Below are 19,112 nucleotides of genomic sequence, written 5' to 3' on the forward strand. Positions count from 1 at the left end.
GTTCAAAGTTGTAAGATATGCAACTTTGAGCTTTTTTTTGGATTACACCAGTTTAGATTTTTTCAATTCACCATTTGTTATGCCAGTTTCACTTGCTCCATGTATTTTGAAAATAAAACCACCTTTTTTTCATCCTTCTGGTCAAATAAAAAGGGGCTGACATCAGCTGCCATTTTCTTCATATCCAATTGGGTACACTTCTCCAGTATCCGTTTCCGGAGTTCATCTGGGGTTTGAACACCAATTTTAGTATATAGGTATTGATAATTAGGTGTTTCTCCTTGCCCCAATAAAAAAACAATATCAAAAAAATCCCTTCCTTTATTTCTCTTTCGATTGATTACTGCATAAAATTTCTGTGCTAATAGTAAATCCTTTGGTGTTGCATTTATTTGAGTAAAGACATCAAATTTATTAAGCAATGGTTGCTCAGGTTGGTAGTCAAAATCATGTGGTTCTGTATCAAGTTGAATAAGAATTTTTTCCTCTTTATGATTACTCAATCCTTCTTTATACAATAATTCAGGAAAACGAATATAACAATGGTATGCGCCCTTTTGTACGTTACGCATTTCTACTTCATATCCCAATCTTTCCAGTTCGTTCTTAACAATTTCAGTGATGGCATTAAAATCCTCCATGGAAAGGTTGAAATTATCGAAGTCCAAATCTTCAGAAAACCGGTTATTTCCATGGACAATGCGCAAGCACGTACCTCCCAAAAATGCCAGTTTATTTTCAAATGAGCTGTCGAAAATAATTTCAAGAATTTTATATTGCAGGTATTCACGAATCATGAACCTTTCATACCCTTGTAATGATACCGGGTAATACGGTCTGATTTCTTCTAAACTAAGCATTAATCATGTTTTTAAACAGTTGCATCCTTTTATTTATTACTCTGGAATCAAATACTCTTTGATATTTATCCAACTTTTCGAAGTTTATGATTTCTTTGGCTTGAATTTCATTCAAGCGCAGTTCTTCCATTTCCTCTGGAGAATCAATCTTATTGAGGTAGAAGAAATCAAGCACTACTTTTTCGGGCTCAGCGATTTTAAAAGTGAAGCTTTGCTCCTTTAACAGTCTATATCCAAAAAATAAGCGTTTATTAATATGTCTATAATCAAAAATCCCAATCGATGTATTATGGTTCGCCGTATTTCTGGTGGTTACCGAAGTTGTTATAAATACTCCTTCTGGGATCAAATTATAAAAAGCCAAGCCACTTTCCAAGGATAAATATGACGGCGAATACATAGCATTAGCCAAGAAATACGAAAACTTTTCATCTTTTCTTTGTTCTGTAAAACAGTAGTATCCACGCCTGACTTTTAACAAATATCCTTTTTCCTGCCATTCCACTAATCTCCTGTTATCAAAATCCGGAAACCGCTTTTGAATGTCCTTAACAGAAAAGACCGGAAAATTTTGAAATGCCTCTTTAAACACTAAATATTTCATTATATATTAAAAGTTTGTTAAAAATAACAATTATCTAATATAAAACAAAAATAGAATAGTAAGATTCATTAAAAAAAATGAAAAGTTATCCCCTCCTATATAGCAGTATATCCTTTATACAGCACACTCCCCCTCTAAACTAGCCAACAACCTCAAATTCTCCGCCAAATGGTTCGAGTTCAATCCGGTCAGCTCCACGGAAAGGCTTGCAGCACTGCAGGCCTTTTTTATTTTATACCTATGTGCTATCTCTATATTTTATATTCCAGAATAACTATCAAGCTATTTCAGGACGAGACAATACCTATAATTAATACTGATCTATAAATATGGAAGCAGTTACAAAATAAAAACCGGATTATGCACCTTTTAAATTTCGAATTTCATCAGCTAAAACAGGAATGTTCTTTTGAATTATTCCCCACAACATTTCAGATTCAACCGAGTCATAAGCATGTGAAATAATATTTCTTAATCCAATAATGTTTTTAGAAGCTGTAATTTTGATGTTAGGGTTGATCTCAATCATTTTCCGTATCGCTTCTCCGATAATTTCTAAATCCCGCTCAACTGCCCGCTGCAAAATGATATCTTCAGAAAAATTGTTAAAGTTGTTTTGAGTTCTCTGCTTAATAAATTCGATCTCCTCAATAACACTTTCAATATCTAAAATGTATTTGAGTAGTTTAGGCTGCATACAAATCTACTTTTGACTTATAAACTTCTTTTTTTAGAACTGGGTTCTTAAGTGATTTGCTAGACACAAGATCTACTTTTCTATTTAAAATATCTTGAAGCTGATCTAATAACGAAAAGTAGTTGTCGGCATATTCCAAAACATCAATATCATCAGAAAACTCGACAAGCAGATCGATATCGCTGTCTTCATGCATGGCATTTTTTGCAGCTGATCCAAATAGAGAAATGGCCTCAACGTGATGTTGCTTACACGCTGTTATTATTTCATCAAGTTTATTTTGAATCAATTCAATCATAATTCCAAAGATACATGAATTTCGAATAATACCCATGCCCTGCTTAATGGTGTAACTCGTTATAACAAAACAAAAATGCACATTATCAATTAAAATCAAAGGTATAACAACACATTTTGGTGTTATTTTGTAGCTAATGAAACAGAAACCCTCTTAGTTTAACTTAAAAAGAATAACTCAACAACCTCAAATCCTCCGCTAAATGGTTTGAGTTCAGTCCAGCCAGCTCCACGAGAAGCTTGCAGAGATGCAAGCTTTTTTTATTTTTTAGGGGTGTGTTTTGGGTTAAGGATAAAAGCTGGGACGGCCAGTTTGTTTAATTGGGAAACCACGGTTAACTATAAATGCCACAAAGGCACCATGTGGACGTTGTAAACCTTATTACATATATAATATGATTATTAACATAAACTATTGTACGCTAACTTCGAAAATGGAGTAGCTTGAGAACTCAGGTTCTACATCCCCATTGTAAATATCGCGCATCAAAATTCTATTTCCTGGTAATTGCACAATTTCAGAATTTGGTTCACAATCTGGAAAAGGAAATGGAACTTCAACTTCTATCGATTTGTCATCTTTAATCAAAATTAATCCATATAATTTTGGGTCAAAAAATGGAACGTAGTTGGGATCTACACTTTTTTTAGCGACTTCAGAGGATTCATTTAATCCCTTAAAATAAAGAATACCAGTAAGACCTTGATCAAACCGAAAAAGGCCAACATTTTTGGAATTATTAGATTGGTTAAAAACATCATGATTAAAATTTACATTATATTTCAATTCAAAATTTTCACGTAAATCATAAACACCAATTTCATTAGAATGCTGAAACGTTAAATACATCAAATTTTTTTCTTTATCTAAATGATAAACCTGAACAGGCATGCTTGAATTCCCTTTAGGCAAATCAATTCTGGGAATATCGGCACTTTTAAATAATATAACTTTTTCTAATCGATCTGCCACAGGATTAAATTGCTCAACTAGAAAGTCAATATTAGTATCCTTAATACCTGCATTTGAGTTAAAACCAGAAAAAAAGTTCGTAAAGACAAAAATATCAGAACCGTTCTTCTGATAATAATAGGGAACAGCATATCTAGGACCAGTGTAAAAAACTGCATACCATTCGGAAACGAACCTAAATCTGTCATTTACCTCCCAAACATCACTATACCATATAAGGTCACGTGAACTAAGTAAAAGATACCCCCCCTTTTCTTCAAAAAAAGATGCAGCAATCAAACTAGAATTATACTCATTAGGCCCATCTCCAAACCTTTGTATTGACTCCAACACCTTACCTGTGTTATCAATAATCAAAAATTCTTTTGTCACTTGATCAACAGCCAGGTATCTACTTTTATTTTGATCAAAATCAAGGATTGTAATCTTAGTCTCCCAATCTACTCTAATTGAATCAACTTTTTCAATAGTAACAAGGTTACTTTCTTCTTTATTGGATCTTTTATCGCAGGAAGGACATAGAAATAAAAGAAGAAAAACAATAAAAAGATTAAATACTATTTTACATACTTTTAATAAATCACAAAAAAACATCTCCATCAAAATTAATGTATATTCTAAATTATTTAATAAACGCTATTTCAATTTACGATTTTAATGGATAATTATTATGATGGTACAAATCATCAATAGTTCAAAAATGATAAAATTGTTAGCATCTTGAACGAAATAGTAGGATAGTCTTGCTGCGCGTCTCCGGAATCGGGGGAGCGGGATTTTTCCTTGATTTTACTTACAAAGCCCAACTCAACAACCTCAAATCTTCCACCAAATGGTTCAAGTTCAGTCCAGCCAGCTCCACACAACCGGAATGGAGCGAAAATTTCGCTCCTTTTTTTATTTTTTGCTTCGTAACTCCTTGTCTATCTAGTGTATAGAACCATATATCAAAAATTAATGTCTGGTGACTCTTCTTGGAAAGAAGATATTTTGAAAATGGGTAGTTACGTTATTTAGTACGCTATTGGTTTCGATTTATTTAATCTTGGGATGCTAAAATTTAACAAGCAGCATTGTTGATATGTGGTGCCGGAAACATTTTATGTGATTATTCGTTTTTTTCCTTTTAGTTTAAACTTACCAAGCTCATAAAATATAGGCCTGTTTTGGGTTATATTTACGCGAGCACATTAAAGGAGCGATGAATAGAATTTTGATAGTCGAAGATGATCCTGACCTCAGTCGAAACATTACCGCGGCCTTAAAAGCTGAAGGAATCGAACCAGTGGCGGTATACGATGGGCTTTTGGCGGCCAAGATGCTGGAAAGGGAGTCCTTTGACGGGGTGATCATGGATATCAATCTTCCGGGCTGGAACGGCTTTGAGCTGTGCAGGAATTTTAGAAAAACCAATCAACAAACCCCTGTATTGATGCTTACGGCTTTTGGTGAGCTGGAAGATAAAGTGTCCGGTTACGAAGCCGGAGCGGATGATTACCTGACCAAGCCGTTTTACATGAAGGAATTGTTGATGAAAGTCCAAGTGCTGTTGAAAAGAGGACAGTTCCTCGCAGAGGGAAAGGCATTGGACGAGATCGTTGTAGCGGGAGCGTTGCGACTTGATCGCAAAAATAAGGAAGTGTTTTACAAGGACGTCAGGGTCGACCTAACACCCCGTGAGTTCCAAATTCTGGAGGCCTTGTTGGATGCAAATGGCAGCCCTGTAAGCAAATCAGCCTTGGTGAAAAAGATCTGGGGGACTTCTATGGATATTTCTTCCTCTACCAATACCATTGAAGTTTACATCAATTTTTTAAGGAATAAACTGGACAAGCCCTTTGGAAAGCAGTCCATAAGAACGAAGGTAGGCTTTGGCTATTATTACAAAGATTAAGATGACCATTCGAAACAAAATATTACGTTACTTTTCCATCAGCATCATTCCTCTATTGGGCGTTTGCCTGTTAATGGTTTACCTGGTCTTTGATGGGTATCGGCAAGAGGAATTTCGCCAAAGACAACAAGAAAAAATCACTTCCACGTTGGCGTATTTGTCAGCATACACCGAGATGGACTCCGAAATGCTGAAGAGCTTTAACAGGACGGTGATCGATTCCATGCTGAATGAAAAGTTACTTATTTTTGATGTGGACAAATCGCTTGTTTATAGGTCATTGGATGATACCCAAATCGGATCCGTAAACATGATATTGGGTAGATTGTCTCCAAATACCACTGAAATCAGCCTCAAGGAGGGTGACTATGAAGTGCTCGGGATGTATTTTGAATCAGGAGGTAAATCCTATTATGGGATTTATAAAGCCTATGACGAATTTGGGTATACGAAATTATATTTTTTAAGAAATATCCTCTTAGGTACCTTTATTGCCATTTCCGTCTTGTTGTTTGTCATGACATTCTTGCTTTCCAAGCATATAGCAGCCCCCATCCATCAGGTGGCCATGGCCATTCAACAATATAAAATCGGAGCCAAAAGCTTTAGATTGGACATGAAGGGTGGTTCCAGAGAGGTAGAGGCGCTCATCAATAAGTTCAACGAACTTCTGGACCGCATAGACTTGGCCCTGATGTTCCAGAAAAATGCCACGCATCATATTTCCCATGAACTCAAAACACCACTGGCAGTACTGGTGTCCAATTTCGAGAAAATGGAACAAATGGAAGGAGATCGTGAGCTGAAAGACTTGCTGACAAAGCAGAAATACACGACCATGGGAATCGCCGAGGTGATCAATGTATTGCTGGAGATATCAAAAAAAGATACTGGCACTGGGCTGGAAGAAAAAAGGTTAAGGGTGGATGAGTTGCTTTTTGACCTGTGCGAAGAATTGTCGGTCATTTATCCGGACTTCATGTTTTCAATAGATTTTGAAAGCAGTATCGAATCCCCTGAAACATTGGTGTTTTCAGGAAGTGAATCATTGATCCGTGCGGCACTGTCAAACCTCCTTACCAACTGCATCAGATATGGGCATAGCGGCATGGCCAACATCTTGGTGGCGGTAAGGCAAGAGACCCTGTCCATCGAATTTACCAACAAAGGGGAAACCCTTTCCAAAAAAGAAGTGAAGTCCCTGTTCAAGCCCTATTTTAGAGGCGTCAACAGTAAGGGTATTTTGGGCAATGGTCTTGGACTTGCCCTGGTCAAAAAGATCATGGAGGTTTATGAAGGAGATATTACCTACTCCATCCCAGAAAAGAACACCAATAAATTCACCTTACACTTACCTTTAAGGTAATCTTTATTTCTATTAAGGTTTTTTTAAGGTCGTTTTGTTGTCCTTTGACCTGTATAAGAACAGGCAAAGATGCGCACCAAACACATTTATCACCTATTATTCCCAATCATGCTAACAGCGATTGGTGTCCCCAGTCTTCGGGGTCAATCGCTGTCAAATCAAGTCCAGGCTGATACCCTCAGGATGGACAGGTTTTCTTGTGAGGCTTATCTCCTCCAAAACAGCGTCATGATTTTGGCCGAAAAGCTGGAGATTGAAAAAGCACTCGCCCAAAAATGGCAGGCCCAACTGTGGCCCAATCCTAGTTTGGAAATCGATGAGGTAAACCTTTGGGCATCGCCTGCACAGCTGGGGTATTTTGGGGAGGAATTACCCCCTCTGGTAGGAGGATTTGGTAAAAACCTTCAAATGTCCATGGCGCTTGAACAGCTCGTTCAAACAGCAGGGAAGCGCAGAAAACTTATCGCGGTGGAGGAGGTTGCTGTCCACCAATCAGAGGCCTATTTCAAGGATTTTCTCAGAGAGCTCAAACAGTCCTTTAGGGAACTGCTTAACCAATGGGAGTATCTGGAAAGGAACAAGGCCCTTTTGTCAGGACAATATGAATCCCTCTCCCAGTTAAAAGCTGCCATGGGCAAGCAAGTAACCCTTGGAAATACCGGTAAAGCGGAGTATGTCCGGTTGATGGCTGCCCAATTGGAACTGAAGAAGGCCTTATTTGAAAAAGAGGAAGACCTGATTTCCTTACAGCAAGAACTTTCCCTACTCATGAACCTTCCCTCAGGAACCATACTGGAATTGGTGTTGGAGGAGGGCTTTCCAGAGCTTGAAAAAATAGTCCTGGTAACGCTTGGCGAATTAGAGAACAGGGCATTGGAAAACAGGCCGGACCTTAGAGGAGCCTTGCTGGAGGAAACGATGCAAGAAAAGCAGTTGACCTATGAAAAGGCTCAGCGGGTTCCAGACCTGAACCTCAAGGTAGGCTACGATAGAGGAGGGAACTTCATGCTGGATTTTATTGGATTTGGGGCAAGTATCGATCTGCCATTTTTTAACCGTAACCAGGGTAATATCAAGCGGGCACAGCTCCACCAACAGCAGGCTGCGCTTCGGTCACAACACAAACAAGCCACTGTTTTGGCTGAAGTGCGCACGGCATACCTTTCCCTGATGAAGGAAATTGGGTTCTATCAAGACATAGACGGACAATATGATGAGGAGCTGGATAGGCTGTTGGATAATTACACGAGAAATTTCAGTGAAAGGAATATCAGTCTGGTGGACTACTTGGATTTTTTGGAAGCCTATCTCGAAAACAAGGAAATCCTTCTGGATACCAAAAGGTCTATCAAAGACAAAATCGAAACATTGCAATCAACCATTCACGGGGATATTTAAAAAGTTTAAATAAGATGGAAGTGTACAGAAATATAAAAAATTATCGGCTTTTGTCCGTTTTGTTGTTGTCCACGCTAGTTGCTTGTGGTCCTCGGGAAATGACCAAACCTGATGTCCAAACCCCAAGGCTATGCTTGGAAGGAAAGCTCAAAGAAGGAACGCATCTGGTCAGGGCGGAGAAGGTGAAAATCAAAGAATCCCTGCCCTTGACGGGGAAAATAGAGCCTGATCCCGATAGGGTGATCCACTTTACAAGCCTTGTAAGCGGGGTGGTGACCAAAACCTATTTTTCCTTGGGAGAACAAGTAATAGCAGGCCAGTTGCTGATGGACATTGTCAGCCCAGAGCTTAGCGCCCTTCAAGCAGACAAAAAGCGATTGGAAAGTGAAATCAGGGTAGCAAAACGACAACTAGAAGCCAAAAAGTCAATGTTTGAGGACAGACTTGCCTCAGAAAGTGACTTCATGGAGGCAGAGAGCCTCCAGCTTTCACTTGAGGCTGAGTTGGAGAAAGTCAATGCTAATCTATCCCTATACCGCGCCAGTCCCGAACGGAGCGTCTTTCAGGTCTTCGCTCCTTCGGCTGGTGTGGTTACGGCTAAGAATATCACCGCTGGAATGCAGATTGTTGCCGATGACACCCCATTATTCACCTTGGCAGACTTGGATGCGGTATGGGCCATGGTCAATATTTATGCAGGTAACCTTTCCCAGATCCACATAGGAATGCCAGCAGCCGTTTCGTCCCTGTCTTACCCGGATGATATTTTTTCAGGACAGATTGATCACCTCTCGGAGATATTCCAAAATCAAGAAAAGGTGCTGAAAGGAAGGGTGGTGCTGGACAATCAAAACCACCGGCTGAAACCAGGAATGGTAGTGGATGTTACCGTGGCCAATGAACGGGACGAGACGGCCATCAGCATTCCCTCCAATGCCCTTGTTTTCGATAACAGCACCTACTACGCAGTCACCTATAAGGATGATTGTGACCTTCGCGTCAAGAACATCCAATTGCTATTGATGAACGAGGGAATAGCGTACGTTAAAAGTGGCTTAGAGGAAGGCGAACAAGTAGTGGCCGCTAACCAGCTCTTGATCTATGAACAGCTAAAAAACCAGCTTAACCACTAATCGATATGCATAAACTGGTCCAGCAAATTGTTGCTTTTTCCCTTAGAAATACCGTACTGGTCTTCTTTGCCATTCTACTGTTGGTAGTAGCAGGAATCGTTTCCTATACCAAAACCCCGATCGAGGCTTTCCCAGATGTGACCAATACGCGGGCACGGATCATTACCCAGTGGCCGGGAAGGAGTGCCGAAGAAGTCGAGAAGTTTATCACTCTGCCCATTTCAAAGGTGATGAACACGGTGCCAAAGAAGACTTCGGTAAGGTCCATTTCTTTATTTGGACTTTCCGTGGTCACTATCGGTTTTGATCAATCCGATGACTTTTACGCCCAACAGTATGTGGCCAATAAGCTACAGTCCGTAAACCTTCCGGATGGGGCGGATGCTGAAATAGAGCCGCCATCTGGAGCTACAGGAGAGATATACCGATATGTTTTGCGCAGCAATCGACCTATCAAGGAAATCACCGCATTGCATGACTGGGTGGTGGAAAGGGAATTGCTGGCTGTTCCGGGAATAGCCGACATTGTGAGTTTTGGAGGAGAGGAGAAGATCTATGAAATCAAGATCAATCCTACCGAACTGGCCAATTACGACCTTTCTCCGCTAGAGGTATTTGAAGCCGTGGGCAATAGTAATGTGAATGTAGGTGGGGATGTGGTCGAGCGTGGCGATCAGGCATATGTGGTTCGGGGGATAGGCTTATTGGATCATATTGATGATATCGGCAATATCATCGTCGAAGAAAACCAAGGAACCCCAGTGCTCGTCAAACATGTGGCTTCCGTAGAGCTCTCCGCCAAGCCCCGATTAGGGCAAGTGGGGCTTCAGGACGAAGACGATCTGGTCCAAGGTATCGTGATCATGCTCAGGGGGGAAAATCCCAATGAAGTGATTGGACGTCTGAAGGAAAAAATCACTGAACTCAACTCAAGGATACTTCCTGAAGATGTAAAAATTGAACCGTTTGTGGACCGGACAGAACTGGTGGACATCACGGTAAATACCGTGACCAAAAATTTGGTGGAAGGGATCATCCTGGTGTCCATTGTAGTCTACATATTCCTGTACAATTGGCGGATGACCGTAATCGTGGCCAGTGTCATTCCCTTGGCATTCCTTTTTGCGATCATCATGCTGAAAATCTTAGGAATGCCGGCCAATTTAATATCCATGGGCTCCTTGGATTTTGGTCTGCTGCTGGAAGGGACATTGGTGATTTCCGAAACAGTCTTCGTCAGCTTGGAGCGGAAGGCACACCACTTGGGCATGGAGCGGTTCAACAAGATTTCGAAATCCGGAATCATCAAAAGAAGTGCTGGCAGCGTAGCCTCATACATCTTTTTTGCCCTGATCATTTTGATCGTGGCCTTGATGCCCATATTCTCATTTCAAAAGGTGGAAGGCAAGATGTTTACCCCTTTGGCCTATACCTTGGGCTTTGCACTGCTTGGTTCCCTTATCCTTAGCCTTACCTATGTGCCGGCCATGTGTAAGGTCATGCTGACCAAGGACATTGTGGAGAAGGATAACCGAATTACCAGGGGAAGCAGGGAAGGATTGTACCGATTGTATTTATGGAGTGCCAAAAACAAAAAGGTGACCATCGCGGTGTTTGGAGGGTTGTTGATAGCGAGTATCATAGGGTTTTCAAGGCATGGATCCGAATTCCTGCCGAAATTGAATGAAGGGGCGATCTATGCCAGGGCAACGCTTCCCAATAGCGTAAGCCTCACCGAGTCCGTCAGGATCACCAAGGAAATGAAGGAAAAGGTACGGTCCTTTGAGGAGGTGAAGTTTGTGCTCACCCAGACGGGAAGGCCAAATGACGGTACCGACCCTACAGGCTTTTTTAACATCGAATTTCATGTTCAGCTGTATCCTGAGGGAGATTGGGAAAGGGACATCTCCAAAGATGAACTGATTGGAGAAATAAGAAAGGAGTTGTCTATATATCCCGGGGTCGTGCTCGGTTTTAGTCAACCCATTCAGGATAACGTAGAGGAATATGTCGCTGGGGTGAAAAGCTCTTTGGTCGTCAAAATATTCGGACATGACCTTTTCGAACTGGAAGCATATGCTGACCAAGTGGCCAAGTCCTTGGAAGGAGTTGAGGGCATTGAGGACCTGAATGTGTACAAGAATATTGGATTGCCAGAGCTTCGTATCCAACTGCACGACCATAAAATGGCGAGGTATGGCGTAAACGTGGCCGATGCTCAGGCAGTGGTGTCCATGGCCATCGGTGGACAAGCAGCTACCAATTTTTACGAGGGTGAAAGGATCTTTGATGTCCGTGTCAGGTATGAAGAAAATTACCGGGACAATGAGGACAGGATAAGAGAAATCCTTATACCTGCGATGGACGGGGGCAAGGTTCCCCTCAAGGAAATTGCCACGGTGGATTTCCATACGGGACCGGCTTTTATCTATCGGGAGGATAACAGCAGGTATATTGGAATCGGTTTCAGTATTGAAGGGCGGGATCTTGGTAGCACCATTGAAGAAGCCAAGCAACGCGTAGCGGAAAAAGTTGATTTCCCTGCGCACCTTACCACGGTATGGGCGGGAGAATTCGAAAGCAAGGAGCGTGCTACCAGGCAATTGGCCTTGATCGTACCCGTTTCCATTCTCTTGATCATGTTTTTGCTATACATGAATTTTCAAGGGAATATCAAGGATACCTTGGTGTCTTTCTTGACCATTCCATTTGCCTTCATTGGGGGCTACCTCTCCTTATGGTTGACGGGGACTACCTTTGGGATTTCGGCTGGAATCGGGTTTATCATCTTATTCGGAGTGGCCACCATTGATGGAATTGTCCTTATTGGAAATATCAAGCAGCAACTTATGGACCGTGTTCCATTGAAAGAGGCCATCGCCAATGGAGTTTATTCCAGGATCAGGCCAATTTTGATGATCGCATTGATGGGGGCAATGGGCCTGTTGCCTGCAGCAATGTCCACGGGAATGGGGTCGGAAGTCCAAAAACCATTGGCCATCATGATCGTGGGAGGGCTGATCGTATGCATGTTGCTTTCGTTGACCGTTCTGCCACAGGTTTACTACTTGGTTTACCGAAGGGACAAAAATTTTCATTGATCATCACCGAGTCTAAAACTTATCAAACATGAACAACGTGCTCCAACGTCTGGCAAAAGTAGGGTTAAACGGTTTCTTTTTGACGTTACTGCTGGTAATCCTAATGGCTTACCTGAATCCAGCTATCGGTGCCGATCACCAAATAATGCCCTGGAAATATATGATCATGATCGGAAATGGATTGATCTTTTTCTTCTATGGTGTTAAACTGGATCCCAGGCAATTAAAGGTTGCAGTGGGTAATTGGAAGTTGCACACGGTTGTTCAATTGACCACTTTTCTGGTTTTCCCGTTGTTTGTTTATTCATTTGTTTCGCTGGGGGAACTGGAGGGAGAGATGCGGTTGGGAGTAGTGTTTCTTGCGTCACTTCCTTCCACCGTATCCTCCTCAGTGGTCTTGGTGAGCATGGCCCGGGGCAATGTTCCAGCGGCCATTTTTAATGCCAGCATATCCAGTTTGTTAGGGATTTTTATCACGCCATTTTGGATGAGCATGTTTATGGATAATGGTGATAGGGATTTTCTAATGGACTTTTTGCCTACCATTGGCAAATTGACCGTGCAGGTTTTATTACCGTTTGCACTGGGGCTTTTGCTGCACACAAAGCTGAAGAAGTGGGCTTCTCATCATGGATCATCTCTTAAGAAATTTGACCAAGGGGTCATCCTGATGATTGTCTTTACCTCCTTCTCCAATGCTTTTTTTGACCGGATGTTCGATGGGATTTCTACCAATGCCCTTATGTTTCTTGGCCTTGGGATGACGGCCTTGTTTTTGATGATCGTTGCCGTGATGGATTTTGTGGCCTATGCCTGGGGAATGGCAATGGAGGATAGGATTGCCCTGGTTTTTTGTGGCTCCAAAAAATCATTGGTGCATGGTGCCATTATCGGGAGTGTGCTGTTTCCGGACCCAGCCGTTCTAGGGGCAGTTATGCTGCCTTTAATGATTTACCATGCACTTCAATTGCTTATGGGAAGTGCGTTGGCGGGCTATTTTAAGGAGCGTGTGGAATACGTTTCGGAGACATAATGGGATTATCCATTAGGATCGATCATGTTTTATTTGATACTGCATGGGACTAATGCCAAACTCAGCCTTGAAGGTCCTTGATAAGTAGGACAGGTTTCTGAATCCGACCTGGTAAACAATTTCACTTACATTTATAATCTTTTCCAATGAGTAATTTTCTGTTCTGCGCCTTAAGGTATTTGACGTTAAGAAATCAAAAAAGTGGGCTGGAAAAGGCGCAGGCTTTCCTGCCTGGCGGCCTAGGCAGGCAGGACGTGAATCAGCACAAAAAATTCGTTTCCTGCTCAAACGGAGGAGTTTACCTGCGCGAGTACTGGCTTTGATTGTAGCCGAAATCGCTCACCGCAGCGTGGTTTTCGACCAATACGGAGATATTCGATGTCCATTCGATCATCTTCCCGTAGCCTCGAAGCTTTTTTTAATGACATGAAAAAGATGATGCCATATACTTACATCCTTAGAGATGAGGTTGTATGATCCACTATTGGTAGCGCCAGGTTTGATGAACGATAGATTAAACCCGCATTCAATGCCGTTTAGTTAAGGGGATTTCGTTCTTTTCATATACCAAAAAGTCCTTTTTTTGATTGACTTTGGTTGGGGAAACCTGATCATCCTGGTGGATTTTATCCTTTTCCTTTTTTCCATTGATGAAAAAAGAAAGAAAAAAATCCAGGCCGGTGGTATGCCTTTTAAAGTGGGACATGGATTTACCCTGCGACGTGGATCCGTCACCCATTTTAATTTCCACCCGATGGCTACGGCCTAAAAGTGAGTGGGTCTCGCTGTTCCACGACGCGAGCCAACTCACTTTCTTAACGGCCTCCACCATCGGCTGGAAAACAGGCATACCAAGGGCCGTAATAAGGAAGCGATACCTTTTTGGGACTTATTAACCTCAGTTCGATTTTAAAATCGTCACTGCGAGGCTTAGAGGGAGATATGAGGGGTGGAAGCCGTGGCAGTCTCAGTATTTCAGGATTGCCACCCCCTTTTCCAACCCACATCCTCCTTAAAAGGGTTCGTATGACGATTTTAATACAAAAATTAAGTCGAGCTCAGGTTATTAACTGAATCCGCCTTGCAGGTATTGGGCGTTAAGAAATTAAATAGCGGGTGGGCAAAAAGGCAGGCTTGTTTGACGAAGTGCTGCCCAAATGTTGGCAGCTAAAGAAGGTTTACCTGGCTTTAGATAGGCCTGCTTGGCTTTAGACAGGAGGAGTTTGCCTGCATGAGGGGAGCCTTTAATTTTAGCCCAATAGCTGCACACCTGTGCGCCGTGGCGTAGCGGCGGGGTTTTTTGGTTACTTTGTGTGTCCTGAAGTTCGGGAAACCGGACATGCTATCCAACTGATGTCGAATAGGGCGTTACAACCCTTGGCACGACGGCTGGGACTGGATCAGGCAGACCAGTCAAATTCCCCTGATGGTGCTGCGCTTTCAAGGCTGTGGTACTGAGCGATCAGAAGGGATGCGTTTCGAAAAGCTGAACGAAAGTGAACCGTTCGATGAAGTGTCGTGAAAAATACTTCCTGTCAAAACCGGGGGCTAGAGTAACTTCCGGGACAAAATAGGCAGCGCAGACTGAGAGTTGGCCTATTGGCAGGCGGCATTAAGGCGGCAGGAGTTCGAAACAGGCGGTTGGATGGAACAGGAGAACCATCCCCTTTATTAGGGATGGGGCGGATCAGTCCGTAGTAGTGTTGAAAGCTCTGGAAACGGAGAAAGAGCGAAGGGACTGAGGCAATCAGTTTTAAATGGTTACACAACCTAAAATTAGGGAAGATGGAGTTGTTTGAAACAAAATCTGGAACATCAGATTTGATTGTCAAGAGCCGTATGACGGGAGACTGTCACGTACGGTTCTGAGAGAGGCTTGGGCATAGGGCCCAGGCCTACTCGACTTTGACCTGCAGCAAAAAAGTGACAAAGGTAAAGAGATGAAAACCATCTTGGAATTTAGCAGAAAAACAATAGAACCAACATTTCCAGGTACATACTAACTAAACGGCATTGAACCCGCTTTATGCATTAGGAATCGTTATGAGAGCTGAAACTACAAGAAAATCAGGCTGTTTGGAGATTGAATCATAGCATCGCTATGGTGAAATCAAAAACAGCAGCGAAGCGATTGATTTTGAAGTAGTTTTAGGTCGCAATAGATAGGCTAATGTATAATGCGGGTTAAAGCAGTAGGGTCTTGAGGTCTGCCACACTTTCAAGAATATAATCAGGATTTGCAGTTTTTAGTTGGGCGGTGTTTTGGGCTCCAGTCAATACGCCAACAGTAAGGCCGCATTTTGCATTTTTACCTTCTTCTATGTCGATAGTGGAGTCACCTGCCTTTAGTACTTCCTGAGGATCTGAAATGGAACAGATTTCCATAGCTTTAAGGATCATATCAGGCCCTGGCCTGCCGTTGGTTACATCATCTGCAGTTACAAGTCCATCCATGTCAGGTCCGATTTGCCAGTTGAGTTTGGTAAGAAGGGAACATGCAGTTTTTTTATCATAACCGGTGTTTAGGACCACCGCAGTCCCTGCATGTCGAAGGGCTTCCATAGTTTCCTTGACTCCCGGAAATGTTTTGACATTCATCTGTTCATAGGCAAGCTTTAGCTCGGCTTTGAAATTGGCGAAAGCGCTGGCCGCAGTTTCGGTGACATTACCGATATGGGTGCAGGCCATTAGCACATCGGTAATGGCTTGATGTTTTTCCTTTCCCGCACCATGCAGCATGACTTCTTCCAAAGGGATATTGAACCCTTTATCATTGATTACCTTTTGGACGGTTTTGTACACTACATTATCTTCGTCCACGGTGGTTCCTGCCATGTCGAGGACCACAAGCCTGATGTTTTTCATGTTGTTAAGTTAAATAAATTCTGAATGTTTTCTTTGGCATATCCTGCGCTTCCGGTCATGCCTTTTCCACCTATGCCTGTCACAATGTGGATATGGTCATTGATGGTAGTTTGGAACAAGTCTTTTGTCTTGCATTGAGAATACATTCCGTACCATCGATGTGCAATTTCGTAGTTTGGTAAGCGAAAGATTTCCTTTGCCTTCCGGACCATGTAATCGTCGATTTCCATGTCCAGATCGTAGCCAAGGTCGTCAATGTCCTTTGCCTCGGCATATTGGTGGCTGTCTCCGAGGATAACCGAGCCGTCTTTGGCCTGTTTGAAAAGAATGTGGATGCCCCATTTTTTTTCTGGGGAGTCTTGAGCTTCTCGGCTTTTGATGACCGAAAAGGAAGGACATTCGCTGAAAGCTTCGTATCTCCGAATGGAAAGTCCCGTAAGGACAGATCCGGGGAGAGAGTATCCAGTGCCTTGCGGTTTGGTCTGCATCATTTGGAGCTTTGAAACCTGCAGGTCACTCTGGGCAAAAAGTGCTGGGTAGAGGATTTTAAACTCCCTTCCATTACAAATGATCACTTTGGAGCCTTTTAGGGTTGAGCCGCAGGCTGTGTCCACGTTGACTGTATTACCGGTATGCTCGCAGGATTTTACGGTTTTACCGGTGTGGATTTCAAGGTTTTTTTCGGTTTTTAAAAAATCCAACAGGCGGTGGATCATTATTCGAGGCTCTACGGTCACTTCATCAGGAAAATACAGTCCCCCTTTTGCATAACTGCTTTTTAGCCCGGGGTAGTGGTGAAGACAAGTCTGTTTGGTCAGCATTTCAGAAGTATAGCCATTTTGGATATTGATGTCATGGAGTTCTTCGATGAGTTGCATCTCTTCTTCATCAGAGGCAAGGTAGATCGTTCCGTTTTGGCGTACGGAAATATCAAACTGGGTTTGAAGGTTTTTATAAATACTCAGGCTTTCACGGCCATAATTTTGCCATTTGGAATTCATGCCCGAAGGGACTACCTGTCCGAAATTTCGGGTAGTGGCATCCTGTGGTGCCTTGTCCTTTTCGATCAAAGCCACCTTTAGGCCAGCTTCCAAGGCATGGTAAGCATGAAAAGTACCCAATACTCCTCCGCCAATTACAATCAGATCAAACATTATTTATGGTTTTGTTTTAACAATCAATGATGGTTTATTTATTCAGTTATGGTTTGATACCTACCCTGTAATAGCGTCCTTCATTGCCCGCTTCAAATGCGGAGTCCAACTCTTCTAGAGCAAACTCTTTTCCTACCAAACTTTCAAAGGGGTATTTGCGTTTTGCGGTGGATAGAAAGTCAATGGCGCTTGCCAAGTCTTGAGGGATGTAGTTGTGCAGCCCTTTAATGGTAAGGAGATTGCGGACCAGGTGTTCCGCATTGACCAACAGATCTCTTTGGGGAAAGACAGCGCCCACCAATATCATTGTTCCTCCAATTCCCAATAGTTGAATACATTTTTCCATTGCTTCAGGCACTCCTGAGGTTTCGATAATGATATCTATTTTGCCATAGGGTTTGGTCAATATCTTGCTTTCCAGATCTTTAAATAGAATGGTGTGATCAGCCCCAAAGGATTTTGAAAATGCTAATTTGTCGGGGTGGAGGTCCTGTGCCCATACCTGTGCAGCACCCTTTTCTTTTGCCATGGCGCATGCAGAAAGTCCAAGCATCCCCACACCGTTGACCAGTACGTTTTTACCTTTCAGGTTACCGGCAAGCCGGAGTGCCCCAGCGATCGTGGCATGCGTGCAGTTTAGCGGAGCCGCTTCTTTTTCGGTGAGCGAATAAGGGAGCTTAAAAATGGTCGTACCTTCCCTTAAATGGCAGTGGCTGGAAAATCCTCCGTTCAGTTTGTAAGCTTCGTTCATCTGCTCGTGGCCGTACTTATACAGTGCCTCGGATTTTTGGGGAAATCCTTTTCTTGAAGTGGGTGATTGAGGGTCGTAGGCATAAACAGACCAAGTGATTTTGTCCCCTTTCTTTAATGGATTCCCAAAATAATCTAACACACCCTTGCCCGCTAGTGCCGTAATGGTCCCGATGATTTCATGGCCCAAAATGCTATGTCCGCAGGATTTACGGCGGCCATAAAAAGTATGTAGATCACTGGCACAGATCGTTGCATAGTGGTTTCTTACAAGCAATTCCCCTTCTTTTAATTGAGGTAGATCTATTATAGTAGGTGAAAAAGGCGTATTGGCATCTATAAATACCATTGCCTTTGCGGTTGGTGCTGTCATGCTTAGTTCATAATTACCGTAATTCTATAAAGTAGATCACCAAAATGATGGCATCGGATTTTCGGGTATTGACCGGGACATGGGGGAAGTTTCCGTTGAAGAATAAGCTGTCCCCTTCTTCCAGGTCAAATGTGTGCTCACCGAGTTCATACTTTAGGGAACCTTTCACCATATAGAGGTATTCAAAGCCGTCTGTAGATACCCGTTCCCTTTGGGAATTGCCCTTAATCGTCAATAGGGAGATTTCCATGGACGATCGCTCTATTTTATGGTTAAGTATCAGCTCATAATCAAAGCCTACTGCTGCTTCTTCCTTTTTGATAGACTGGTATTGACTACGTTTTTTGAGTAGAAAACCGGGGAATTCCTTGTCTCCCTTGAGATCGGCAAAGAATGCATTCAGGTCTACCTCCAATGTACTGAGGATTTGGATCAAAGAGGGAAGTGTAGGGAACACCCTTCCGTTTTCTATCTTGCTCAACATAGCAATACTAATCCCGCTCTTGTCAGCCAGTTCTCCGAGCTTTAAATTATGGGATTTTCGGATGTCTTTTATTTTGGCACCAATCCAGCTGGTGAGGTATTCAGGATTCTCCATCATCTACTGTTTTGTC

Annotated in this window: 18 protein-coding genes; 7 read left to right on the forward strand and 11 right to left on the reverse strand. The window is 42.5% G+C overall.

Annotation, left to right across the window (positions count from 1 at the left end):
- Positions 1 to 77: 77 nt before the first annotated feature.
- The 5 genes from FDP09_RS08900 to FDP09_RS08920 form a co-directional block, all read right to left on the reverse strand.
- Complete coding sequence (locus FDP09_RS08900; protein WP_137402328.1) at positions 78 to 860, reverse strand: nucleotidyl transferase AbiEii/AbiGii toxin family protein; 783 nt, start codon at positions 858 to 860, stop codon at positions 78 to 80.
- Positions 853 to 1,464, reverse strand: coding sequence for a type IV toxin-antitoxin system AbiEi family antitoxin domain-containing protein (locus FDP09_RS08905; protein ID WP_137402329.1), 612 nt, complete (start codon positions 1,462 to 1,464; stop codon positions 853 to 855). Before FDP09_RS08905 ends, FDP09_RS08900 begins: the two co-directional genes overlap by 8 nt.
- A gap of 358 nt (positions 1,465 to 1,822) precedes the next feature.
- A complete protein-coding gene (locus FDP09_RS08910) occupies positions 1,823 to 2,161 on the reverse strand; it encodes a HepT-like ribonuclease domain-containing protein (protein WP_137402330.1) in 339 nt (112 codons plus the stop codon).
- Entirely contained in the window at positions 2,151 to 2,459 is a 309-nt protein-coding gene (mntA, locus tag FDP09_RS08915) for a type VII toxin-antitoxin system MntA family adenylyltransferase antitoxin (RefSeq protein WP_137402331.1), read from the reverse strand. The genes FDP09_RS08910 and mntA overlap by 11 nt, the downstream gene beginning before the upstream one ends.
- Before the next feature lie 411 nt (positions 2,460 to 2,870).
- Positions 2,871 to 4,031 (reverse strand): hypothetical protein, encoded by a 1,161-nt coding sequence (locus FDP09_RS08920; protein ID WP_137402332.1) that lies wholly within the window; start codon positions 4,029 to 4,031, stop codon positions 2,871 to 2,873.
- A gap of 601 nt (positions 4,032 to 4,632) precedes the next feature.
- Between FDP09_RS08920 and FDP09_RS08925 the strand changes: the two genes are divergently transcribed.
- The 6 genes from FDP09_RS08925 to FDP09_RS08950 all read left to right on the forward strand — a co-directional run bounded on the left by FDP09_RS08925 (position 4,633) and on the right by FDP09_RS08950 (position 13,356).
- Positions 4,633 to 5,325, forward strand: coding sequence for a response regulator transcription factor (locus FDP09_RS08925; RefSeq protein WP_137402333.1), 693 nt, complete (start codon positions 4,633 to 4,635; stop codon positions 5,323 to 5,325).
- Between the two features lies 1 nt (position 5,326).
- Complete coding sequence (locus FDP09_RS08930; protein ID WP_137402334.1) at positions 5,327 to 6,691, forward strand: sensor histidine kinase; 1,365 nt, start codon at positions 5,327 to 5,329, stop codon at positions 6,689 to 6,691.
- A gap of 108 nt (positions 6,692 to 6,799) precedes the next feature.
- Positions 6,800 to 8,089 carry a TolC family protein gene (locus FDP09_RS08935; protein WP_187328827.1) on the forward strand — a complete coding sequence of 430 codons (1,290 nt, stop codon included), beginning with the start codon at positions 6,800 to 6,802 and terminating at the stop codon, positions 8,087 to 8,089.
- Between the two features lie 14 nt (positions 8,090 to 8,103).
- A complete protein-coding gene (locus FDP09_RS08940) occupies positions 8,104 to 9,222 on the forward strand; it encodes an efflux RND transporter periplasmic adaptor subunit (protein WP_137402336.1) in 1,119 nt (372 codons plus the stop codon).
- A 5-nt stretch (positions 9,223 to 9,227) separates the two neighbouring features.
- A complete protein-coding gene (locus tag FDP09_RS08945) occupies positions 9,228 to 12,323 on the forward strand; it encodes an efflux RND transporter permease subunit (protein ID WP_137402337.1) in 3,096 nt (1,031 codons plus the stop codon).
- Between the two features lie 28 nt (positions 12,324 to 12,351).
- Positions 12,352 to 13,356, forward strand: a complete 1,005-nt coding sequence (locus FDP09_RS08950) for a bile acid:sodium symporter family protein (RefSeq protein ID WP_137402338.1) — start codon at positions 12,352 to 12,354, stop codon at positions 13,354 to 13,356.
- 12 nt (positions 13,357 to 13,368) lie between these two features.
- On the opposite strand, the gene FDP09_RS24285 is transcribed toward FDP09_RS08950, so the two are convergent.
- On the reverse strand, positions 13,369 to 13,644 hold the full coding sequence (locus FDP09_RS24285; RefSeq protein WP_373289301.1) for an AraC family transcriptional regulator: 276 nt from the start codon (positions 13,642 to 13,644) through the stop codon (positions 13,369 to 13,371).
- A 238-nt stretch (positions 13,645 to 13,882) separates the two neighbouring features.
- The gene (locus tag FDP09_RS08960) at positions 13,883 to 14,206 is read right to left on the reverse strand and encodes a hypothetical protein (protein ID WP_137402339.1); all 324 of its coding nucleotides are present in this window, start codon (positions 14,204 to 14,206) and stop codon (positions 13,883 to 13,885) included.
- Between the two features lie 422 nt (positions 14,207 to 14,628).
- On the opposite strand from FDP09_RS08960, the gene FDP09_RS08965 reads away from it, so the two are divergent.
- The gene (locus FDP09_RS08965) at positions 14,629 to 14,814 is read left to right on the forward strand and encodes a hypothetical protein (protein ID WP_137401170.1); all 186 of its coding nucleotides are present in this window, start codon (positions 14,629 to 14,631) and stop codon (positions 14,812 to 14,814) included.
- 726 nt (positions 14,815 to 15,540) lie between these two features.
- Here the strand turns inward: FDP09_RS08965 and FDP09_RS08970 are convergent.
- Genes FDP09_RS08970 through FDP09_RS08985 form a run of 4 tightly spaced genes read right to left on the reverse strand, consistent with a single transcriptional unit; the run spans position 15,541 to position 19,099 of the window.
- Entirely contained in the window at positions 15,541 to 16,221 is a 681-nt protein-coding gene (locus FDP09_RS08970) for a phosphonatase-like hydrolase (RefSeq protein ID WP_137402340.1), read from the reverse strand.
- Entirely contained in the window at positions 16,218 to 17,375 is a 1,158-nt protein-coding gene (locus FDP09_RS08975) for a TIGR03364 family FAD-dependent oxidoreductase (RefSeq protein WP_137402341.1), read from the reverse strand. The genes FDP09_RS08970 and FDP09_RS08975 overlap by 4 nt, the downstream gene beginning before the upstream one ends.
- A 46-nt stretch (positions 17,376 to 17,421) precedes the next feature.
- A complete protein-coding gene (locus tag FDP09_RS08980) occupies positions 17,422 to 18,498 on the reverse strand; it encodes a zinc-binding dehydrogenase (RefSeq protein ID WP_137402342.1) in 1,077 nt (358 codons plus the stop codon).
- 13 nt (positions 18,499 to 18,511) lie between these two features.
- Positions 18,512 to 19,099, reverse strand: coding sequence for a helix-turn-helix domain-containing protein (locus tag FDP09_RS08985; RefSeq protein ID WP_244940524.1), 588 nt, complete (start codon positions 19,097 to 19,099; stop codon positions 18,512 to 18,514).
- Between the last annotated feature and the right edge of the window lie 13 nt (positions 19,100 to 19,112).

This window comes from Echinicola rosea (assembly GCF_005281475.1).
GTDB lineage: Bacteria > Bacteroidota > Bacteroidia > Cytophagales > Cyclobacteriaceae > Echinicola > Echinicola rosea.